Source organism: Schnuerera sp. (genome assembly GCF_035459645.1).
GTDB lineage: Bacteria > Bacillota > Clostridia > Tissierellales > Tepidimicrobiaceae > Schnuerera.
In genome coordinates this window covers 1-8,821 of sequence record NZ_DATHXO010000457.1, presented here as the reverse complement: position 1 = coordinate 8,821, position 8,821 = coordinate 1, and the positions used below count along the sequence as shown (strand labels likewise).

The 8,821-nt window shown below is 29.6% G+C and carries 11 protein-coding genes; all 11 read left to right on the top strand.

Features of this window, described 5'->3' with window-relative positions:
* Positions 1-1,990 (top strand): chemotaxis protein CheA (locus VK998_RS10765; RefSeq protein ID WP_325228158.1); only part of this gene is annotated, 1,990 nt, incomplete at its 5' end.
* 17 nt (positions 1,991-2,007) lie between these two features.
* Positions 2,008-2,439, top strand: a complete 432-nt coding sequence (locus VK998_RS10760; RefSeq protein WP_325228155.1) for a chemotaxis protein CheW — start codon at positions 2,008-2,010, stop codon at positions 2,437-2,439.
* A gap of 14 nt (positions 2,440-2,453) precedes the next feature.
* Positions 2,454-3,056 (top strand): chemotaxis protein CheC, encoded by a 603-nt coding sequence (locus VK998_RS10755; protein WP_325228153.1) that lies wholly within the window; start codon positions 2,454-2,456, stop codon positions 3,054-3,056.
* 1 nt (position 3,057) lies between these two features.
* Positions 3,058-3,540 carry a chemotaxis protein CheD gene (locus VK998_RS10750; RefSeq protein ID WP_325228151.1) on the top strand — a complete coding sequence of 161 codons (483 nt, stop codon included), beginning with the start codon at positions 3,058-3,060 and terminating at the stop codon, positions 3,538-3,540.
* Positions 3,541-3,563: 23 nt separating this feature from the next.
* Positions 3,564-4,310, top strand: coding sequence for a FliA/WhiG family RNA polymerase sigma factor (locus VK998_RS10745; RefSeq protein ID WP_325228147.1), 747 nt, complete (start codon positions 3,564-3,566; stop codon positions 4,308-4,310).
* A gap of 15 nt (positions 4,311-4,325) precedes the next feature.
* Positions 4,326-5,738: a DUF342 domain-containing protein gene (locus VK998_RS10740; protein ID WP_325228145.1), complete on the top strand. Its 1,413-nt coding sequence runs from the start codon at positions 4,326-4,328 to the stop codon at positions 5,736-5,738.
* A gap of 12 nt (positions 5,739-5,750) precedes the next feature.
* Positions 5,751-6,059: a hypothetical protein gene (locus VK998_RS10735; RefSeq protein ID WP_325228142.1), complete on the top strand. Its 309-nt coding sequence runs from the start codon at positions 5,751-5,753 to the stop codon at positions 6,057-6,059.
* Positions 6,060-6,071: 12 nt separating this feature from the next.
* Positions 6,072-6,548 carry a DUF6115 domain-containing protein gene (locus VK998_RS10730; RefSeq protein ID WP_325228140.1) on the top strand — a complete coding sequence of 159 codons (477 nt, stop codon included), beginning with the start codon at positions 6,072-6,074 and terminating at the stop codon, positions 6,546-6,548.
* Positions 6,549-6,691: 143 nt separating this feature from the next.
* Entirely contained in the window at positions 6,692-7,399 is a 708-nt protein-coding gene (gene rpsB / locus VK998_RS10725; protein WP_325228138.1) for a 30S ribosomal protein S2, read from the top strand.
* A 72-nt stretch (positions 7,400-7,471) separates the two neighbouring features.
* Entirely contained in the window at positions 7,472-8,119 is a 648-nt protein-coding gene (gene tsf / locus VK998_RS10720; RefSeq protein ID WP_325228136.1) for a translation elongation factor Ts, read from the top strand.
* A gap of 78 nt (positions 8,120-8,197) precedes the next feature.
* The coding region (pyrH, locus tag VK998_RS10715) for a UMP kinase (RefSeq protein ID WP_325228135.1) at positions 8,198-8,821 on the top strand (624 nt) is incomplete at its 3' end.

Here is an 8,821-nt window from a genome sequence, read left to right as displayed (position 1 = left end):
GAACCAATATATTAACTTATTTGTTGAAGAATCAAAAGAACATTTACAAAATATGAATGAAGCTTTATTGGAATTGGAAAAGGATAAAACAAATACATCTTTGATTAATGAACTTTTTAGGGTTGCTCACACTTTGAAAGGTATGTCAGGTACTATGGGATTTGTCAATATGGCAAATTTAACTCATGAGATGGAAAATGTACTTGAAGGTATTAGAAGTAACGAGATTGAATTAAACGAAGATGTAATTGATATTGTATTTGAATGTTTTGATGCGTTAGATCATGCTGTCAATCACATTGCTTCTAACGAAGAAGAAAGTAATGAGGAATATAAAAAACTTATTGAAAAATTAAGTGCTATTTCGGATGAAGACAGCACCATAGAAAATGAAGATAGTCTTAGTAAGGGCAACAGTTTTGTTCTAAACGAATATGTGTTAAATATTGCAAAAAAAGCTAAAAAAGAAGGATTAAACATATTTAATATTGAGATTAAATTAAGTGCAAAGTGTATGCTTAAATCAGCTAGAGCTTTTATTATTTTTAATACATTAGAGTCTTTAGGCGACATTATCCATTCTAATCCTTCTGTTGAAGATATAGAAGATGAAAAGTTTGATCTTGATTTCTCACTGATTTTTATCTCTAAGACTGATAAAAATAAACTAAAAGATGAATTAAATAGTATATCAGAAATAGACGAGATTAATATATCTATATTAGAAGCTTTAGATGCTATTAATGAGGGACAAGATTTAATTGAAGAAACTGAAAATTTAAGGAAGGAAGTAAAACAACTAACAAAGACTGGTAATAAAACTAATACATCTAATAGGGATAATAGAATAGGTAAAACAGTAAGGGTAGATATTGATCGGTTAGATACTTTAATGAATCTAGTAAGTGAACTAATAATAATTAAAACTAGAATGGATGAATTAAGCAATATATCAAATAAAGAGAACATGACTGAAGCTATTGAATATCTAGAAAGAATCACTACAAGCCTACATGATGCAGTTATGAAAGTACGCATGGTACCAATAGAAAGGGTTTTTAATAGATTCCCACGAATGGTAAGAGATCTATCTAAAGAATTGAATAAGGAAATCAATCTGCAAATGTATGGGGAAGATACTGAAGTAGATAGGACTGTCATTGATGAAATTGGTGATCCACTAATTCATATTATAAGGAACTCTATTGATCATGGGATAGAAACTCCAGAAAATAGAAAGAATCAAGGGAAACTTAAAGAAGGAAATGTCATTTTAAAGGCTTATCCGGATGGAAATAACGTTGTTATAGAAGTTATTGATGATGGTAAAGGAATTGATGTTGAAGCTGTTAAAAATAAAGCTATTGAAAAGGGATTAATTACCACCGGAGAGGCAGAAATATTTTCTGAAGAGGAAATTAAAACTTTATTGTTCCAGCCAGGTTTTAGTACTTCTGAAGAGATTTCTGATGTTTCAGGTCGCGGAGTAGGCTTAGATGTAGTAAAAAGCAAAATTGAGTCTATTAATGGCTCTATCGAAATAGACAGTCAAATCAATATGGGTACAAAATTTACTATAAGGATTCCTCTAACCTTGGCAATAATACAAGCCCTTTTAATAAAATTAGAGGATGAAATATATGCTATACCATTAAGTTCTGTTACCGAAATAACTAGTGTAAATAAAGATAGTATTAGAAACATTCAAGGTCAAGATATTATGCTTTATAGGGGAAAGACCATACCAATGGTAAAATTACATAGACTAATGGAACTAGAATTTGATGATCTTGATGATGAATATTTAGTTGTAGTAATTAGAAAAGGAGAAAAGCAAGCTGCTTTGTTGGTAGATAATTTAATTGGTCAGCAAGAAATAGTTATAAAACCATTGGGTAAGTATTTATCAAATATAAAATATTTGTCAGGAGCAACAATACTAGGAAATGGTAATGTCTCTTTAATATTAGATATTAATACCATAATTTAAAAAAAGGAGGTCCTTAAATGTCTTCTGATGGAGAAACAAAATATGTGATTTTTAAGCTAAATGAAGAGTATTATGGTATACCTATAACTAATGTTTTGTCCATTGAAAAAGTAAGTGAAACTACTAGGATACCAAATGCACCTAAATACATAGATGGAGTCATTAACCTAAGAGGTGAAGTAATTCCTATCCTCAATTTAAAATCAAAATTAGGAATGGAAGGTGATGATTTAACCAAAAATTCCAGAGTTATTGTTGTAATGGAAAATGAAATAGTCGCTGGACTAGTTGTTGATTCATCTTCAGAAGTACTAGAAATCAATAAAGAAAACATAGACAAACCTCCCACTTCTGAAGATAATCAGTATGTTGAATATCTTAGTGGAATAGGTAAAGCTGCAGATAGATTGATTATATTGTTGAATTTAAATAGAATATTAGAATACTAAGGGAGTATAGGATTATGGATGTTGACAATTTGAATAATATTATGATAGATGTATTGAAAGAAATTGGAAATATAGGTTCTGGTAATGCAGTAACAGCACTAGCTAATATGTTAGCAAAACGTGTTGATATGAAAGTACCAAAAGTACGTATTATGGATTTTAAAGATGTAGCAGAAGTTTTAGGTGGAGAAGAAGAATTAGTTGCCGGAATATACCTGAATTTAGGTAGCGATGTAGAAGGAAATATTATGTTCATATTGGGATTAGAATCTGCTCTAAATTTAACAAATATGCTATTAGGTAGGGAAGATGAAGAATTAGATGATATTGCCATGTCAGCCCTATCAGAAGTAGGAAATATACTAGCTTCTTCTTATGTTAATTCGTTAAGTGCATTAACTAATCTGAAAATATCGGTATCTATTCCATCTTTAGCAATAGATATGGCAGGAGCAATACTATCTGTACCAGCAATTCAATTTGGTTTGATTGCAGACCAAGTTTTGTTTATAGAGACAGTTTTTGAAGAAGGAAATAACTTTGTCCAAGGAAATTTATTTTTATTACCTGATATGAATTCCTTTGAAAAAATACTATCTAGTTTAGGAGTCATGTAATATGAAAACTATTAAAGTAGGTATGGCAGATTTAAACATAGTAAAACATCCTGGTATTTTGACAACTTTAGGGTTAGGTTCCTGCGTAGGTATAGCGTTATATGATAAATACAATAAAATTGCTGGATTAGCTCATGTTATGTTACCCTCTAGTAAAGAAATAAAAAATAATGAAAATAAATCAAAATTTGTAGATACTGGAATTGAGTTACTTATAGAAAAAATGATAAAAGAAGGAGCTAACAAAAAAAACTTAACTGCAAAAATAGCAGGAGGTTCTCAAATGTTTTCTTTTAATAATAATAGCAGTATTTTAAAAATAGGAGAAAGAAATATAATAGCTACAAAGAAAAAATTAAAAGAATTAAATATAAAAATCTTATCTGAGGACACAGGGGGAAACTATGGTAGAACCATAGAGTTAAATACAGAAGATGGTTCTTTATTGGTGAAAACTATTGGACATGGAGTTAAAATTATTTGATATTCCGTAGGGGGGTATCTATTATGAAAACAGATGAATTATGGCAAAAATATGCAGTAACTAAAGATAGAACCATAAAACAGTTGCTAATAGAAGAATATGTAAGCCTTGTTAAGATAGTTGCTGGTAGAATGTATAATTTCTATGGCAGTAAAATAGAATATGAAGATCTAGTTAGCTTTGGAGTTATTGGCTTAATAGACAGTATTGAACGATTTGATTTAAGTAAAAATATTAAGTTTGAAACTTATGCACAAATAAGAATAAAAGGCACTATTATTGATAATATAAGAAAATTAGATTGGATCCCTAGAACTTTAAGAAAAAAATCAAAAGAAATACAAAATGGAATGGTTAACTTAGAAAATAAACTAGGAAGGACGCCATCAAATAAAGAATTGTCTGATTTTTTGAACATTTCGATACAAGAGCTAGAGTCTGCTCTTGCTGATATTTCAAATTTTAATGTAGCTTCATTGGAGGACTTACTTGTAAATAAGGGAGAATATTATATTGATAATGATAAAAAAAGAAATGCACCAGAGAATATTTATGAAAAAAAGGAAATTAAAGAAACATTAGGTCGAATAATAAATGGATTACAAGAAAATGAAAAAACAGTTATTTCTCTATACTATTATGAAGAGTTAACTTACAAGGAAATTGGACATATTATGGAATTATCGGAGTCTAGAATTTCTCAAATACATAGTAAGGCTATTTTAAATATAAAAAATAAATTGATAAAACTAGGTATTTATGAGAATTAATTAGGAGGCATAATTATGTATAAGATTTCTCCAAATATATTAATCGAAATTTCTAAAGATGGTTTAAAAGGATATATTACATTACTTGAAGTAGAAAACCAAGAACTAGACAGTAATAGAGACACTAATAACTTAAAATCTAATAAAAAACCAATATCAAAGATTATTGAAGAAATAAGGGAAATATTAAAAATAGGTTTAAAGGAAAAAGAATTGAGATTAATATTGTCAAATCAATATTATAACAACAAAGTCTGTATTGCTGAAGGGATATTACCAGTCAATGGTAAAGATGGATATATTAAATATAATTTTGATTTAGAAAAAAAACTAGTCCCTAAAATATTAGATGATGGAACTGTCAATTACAGAGAATTAAATATAGTAAATAATGTCAACAAAGGTGATATATTAGCTGAATTAATACCTCCAAAGGAAGGTAAGTCTGGATATAAAGTTACTGGTCAAGTTATTCCATATAAAAAAGGTAAAACCCCAGTTTTAAGATACGGAAAAAATGTAAGGCTTTTAGATAATGGATTAGCTTTGGTTGCTAATAAAGATGGCCTTGTAAAATTAAAAGATAGAAGAGTTATTGTACTAGATGTTTTTGAAGTAGATAATGTTGACAATAAAGTTGGTAATATTTATTTTAACGGGACAGTTCTAGTAAGGGGAAGTGTTTTGAATGGATTCCAAGTTAAAGCTGATGGAGATGTAAGCGTAAAAGGCGTTATAGAAGGTGGATATATCGAAAATACTGGAGATATTGTAGTTCGTCAAGGCATACAAGGATATAATAGGTTAACAATTAAAACTAATGGCAGTGTTACTACTAAATTTATTGAAAATGCAATAATAAATTCAGGAAGAAATGTTACTGCAGAAGCTATTATGCACAGCCATGTATTTAGTAAGGATAATATAGTTCTTATTGGTAGAAGAGGACTAATAGTCGGTGGAATTTGCCGTGCCGGTAAGGAAATACATGCAAAAACAATAGGCTCCTCAATGGCAACCAAAACTATATTAGAGGTAGGTATAGATCCAGAGATAAAAGAAAAAAATGAAATGTTAAAAAAATCTATTTCTGAAATAGAAGATAACTTAGATAAAGTTATTAAATCGCTAAATCTACTGGACAAGCTTAAGAAGGTTAATAGATTGGATGAAAATAAATCTCAATTATATTTTAAGTTATTAAGAACTAAAAATAGTTTGCTTGATGAACTATCTCAACTAAATGAAAAATATCAAATTACTAAAGATAAAATTGATAATCTTACAAAGGGGCGCATTAAAGTTATTGACACTATATATCCAGGGGTAAGAATAGTTATAGGTAATAGCACCATGACTATTAGGGATGAAATGAAAAAATGTACTTTTTACAGAGATGAGGGAGAAATTAGAGTAGGTCCATATTAGGAGTGATTTAAAATGTCAATTAGACCTGTTGACTATACAAATTTAATCTCTAAATCTCAAGAAATATCAAAAATAAGGCAAGTGGAGAATGATAAAGCTAAAGTACATCTAGAACAAGGGTTTGCTCAACATAAGAAACAGATTGAGAAAAATATAAAAAAGGTTAGGGACACAAACAAAAGTGAAAATTTAATAATAGATAGGGACAAAAAGAAAGGGTCGGAAAATAATAAAGATGGAAAAAAAAATAAAAAAGAAAAGAAAAAAGGTAAAAGACATGACAAATCTGACATAGGTAATAATATAGATATAAAAATTTAAGTAGGTGTGCATATGTTATCAATTGTTCTTAATGTTATAGGTCTATTATGTATATTAATTTCTTTAATATTAATCACTAAAATTAATAAAAAAGAAAAGGATATCTATAATGAAATATTAGTGATTCATGAGGATATAAAGTATTATTCCCATGTTATCGAAGATACTTTAAATAATTTTGATGATTTAATCGAAACTAGTTTGCACAAATTTACAGTTTTACAAAAAGATAGACAAAAAAATGTTAATAAAGAAGAACTGATGAAAAAAACCCATGAAAACAAAAATAACTTGCTAGATAAGTCAACAAATGAAAATATCCATAATGAAGAATTGAATAGAAAAATTTTTCAATTGAAGAATTTAGGTTTATCTAACGAAGAAATTGCAAAAAAACTAAATAAAGGTATTAGAGAAGTGGATATTATAATAAAAATGTGGCCTAATATTTATAAGGAAAATGTCTATACACATATTAAAAAATATTAATCAGAAAATATTGATTAATAATACTGTATGTGTTATACTACTAAAGTGATTACACACATCTTTTGATGTTTAAGGTTGTGCCTTTATAGGTTCCTTAAACATATGAAGAAGATGGAGGAATAAAACATGGAGGTGAATTGAAAATGTCAGTTATTACAATGAAAAGTTTGTTAGAAGCAGGGGTTCATTTTGGCCATCAAACAAGAAGATGGAATCCAAAAATGGCAGAATATATTTTTACAGAAAGAAATGGAATTTACATTATTGACCTTCAAAGAACAGTTAAACTGGTTGAAGAAGCTTATAATTTTGTAAAAGAAGTAGCTGCTGAAGATGGAGAAATTCTTTTTGTTGGTACTAAAAAACAAGCTCAAGAAGCCATTGAAGCTGAGGCAACAAGATGTGGAATGCATTATGTAAACCAAAGATGGTTAGGCGGAATGTTGACTAATTACAAAACCATTAGGAAAAGAATTGATAGGCTTCATGAATTGGGACAAATGGAAGAAGAAGGAATATTTGATGTTTTACCTAAGAAAGAAGTAATACAATTAAATCATGAGAGAGAAAGACTCGAAAAATTCTTAGGTGGAATTAAAAACATGAATAAAACTCCAGATGCTATATTTGTAGTTGATCCTAGAAAAGAAAGAATTGCTGTAAATGAAGCAAGAATATTAGGAATCCCAGTTATTGCTATTGTTGATACAAACTGTGATCCAGATGAAATAGATTATATTATACCTGGAAATGATGATGCAATTAGAGCTGTAAAATTATTAACAGAAACTATGGCTAATGCTGTTTTAGAAGGAAAACAAGGTGAACAGATAATAGACGTAGAAGAATAAAGGAAGGGTAAGGGTATAAAGGGTTGTATTCCTTTACGCTCTTACCATTTTTAACAATAGAGGAGGGTTAGAATGAGTATAAGTGCTACGCAAGTTAAAGAATTAAGAGAAAAAACTGGAGCAGGAATGCTTGATTGTAAGAAGGCATTAGTTGAAACAAATGGAGATTTGGAAAAAGCTGTTGTTTTATTAAGAGAAAAAGGATTATCTCAAGCTGCTAAGAAATCTGGTAGAATTGCTGCAGAAGGATTAATTGATGCCTACATTCACGGTGGAAGAATTGGAGTTTTAATTGAAATCAATTCAGAAACTGATTTCGTATCCAAAACTGATGAATTTAAAGAATTTGTTAGGAATATGGCTATGCAAGTAGCTGCTTCAAATCCCAAATATGTAAGTATAGAGGATGTTCCAGAAGAAGAAGTTGAAAAGGAAAAAGAAATTCTTATACATCAAGTGGTAAATGAAGGTAAGCCAGAACACGTAGCGTCTAAAATTGTTGAAGGAAGACTCGGAAAGTTTTATGAACAAATTTGCCTTCTAGAACAACCATATATCAGAGAGCCTAGTATTAAGGTTAAAGATCTACTGAATGAAAAAATTGCTAAAATTGGTGAAAATATAAAAATTAGAAGATTTGTTAGATATGAAGTGGGAGAAGGTTTAGAAAAAAGAGAAGAAAACTTTGCGGAAGAAGTAGCAAAACAAATGAATTCATAATTAAATGGAGAACACATGTTGTTCTCCATTTAAATAAAATTCTAGCTGTTTGACATATTGAATAATGGGAGGTTTTGTATGACGGAACCAATTTTTAAAAGGATTATTTTAAAATTAAGCGGTGAGGCGTTATCCGGAGATAAAGGCTATGGAATAGATATCGATACAGTAAATAGAATTTCAAAAGAAATAAAAGGATTACAAGAACTTGGTGTAGAGATAGCTATAGTAGTTGGTGGTGGTAATTTTTGGAGAGGTAGACAGGCTACAGATATGGATAGGACAACTTCAGATTATATGGGAATGCTTGGGACGGTTATAAATAGCCTTGCTCTTCAAGATGCATTAGAAAATTTCGGTGTTATAACTAGGGTACAAACTGCTATTGAAATGAGACAAATTGCAGAACCTTATATTAGAAGAAGGGCAATACGACATCTAGAAAAAGGAAGGGTGGTTATTTTTGCTGCAGGTTCCGGAAATCCTTATTTTTCAACTGATACAACTGCAGCGTTAAGGGCTGCAGAAATAGAAGCAGAGGTTATATTATTGGCTAAAAAAGGAGTGGATGGAGTTTATGACTCTGACCCATATATTAACACATCTGCTAAAAAATTTGATAAGTTGAGGTACATAGACATATTAAATATGGGATTAGGAATTATGGACTCTACAGCAACTTCTTTATGCATGGATAATAGC

Excerpts from the sequence above, each read along its gene's own strand:
- VK998_RS10760 (WP_325228155.1), top strand. The coding sequence starts at position 2,008 with ATGTCTTCTGATGGAGAAACAAAATATGTGATTTTTAAGCTAAATGAA.
- VK998_RS10755 (WP_325228153.1), top strand. The coding sequence starts at position 2,454 with ATGGATGTTGACAATTTGAATAATATTATGATAGATGTATTGAAAGAA.
- VK998_RS10750 (WP_325228151.1), top strand. The coding sequence starts at position 3,058 with ATGAAAACTATTAAAGTAGGTATGGCAGATTTAAACATAGTAAAACAT.
- VK998_RS10745 (WP_325228147.1), top strand. The coding sequence starts at position 3,564 with ATGAAAACAGATGAATTATGGCAAAAATATGCAGTAACTAAAGATAGA.
- VK998_RS10740 (WP_325228145.1), top strand. The coding sequence starts at position 4,326 with ATGTATAAGATTTCTCCAAATATATTAATCGAAATTTCTAAAGATGGT.
- VK998_RS10735 (WP_325228142.1), top strand. The coding sequence starts at position 5,751 with ATGTCAATTAGACCTGTTGACTATACAAATTTAATCTCTAAATCTCAA.
- VK998_RS10730 (WP_325228140.1), top strand. The coding sequence starts at position 6,072 with ATGTTATCAATTGTTCTTAATGTTATAGGTCTATTATGTATATTAATT.
- rpsB (WP_325228138.1), top strand. The coding sequence starts at position 6,692 with ATGTCAGTTATTACAATGAAAAGTTTGTTAGAAGCAGGGGTTCATTTT.
- tsf (WP_325228136.1), top strand. The coding sequence starts at position 7,472 with ATGAGTATAAGTGCTACGCAAGTTAAAGAATTAAGAGAAAAAACTGGA.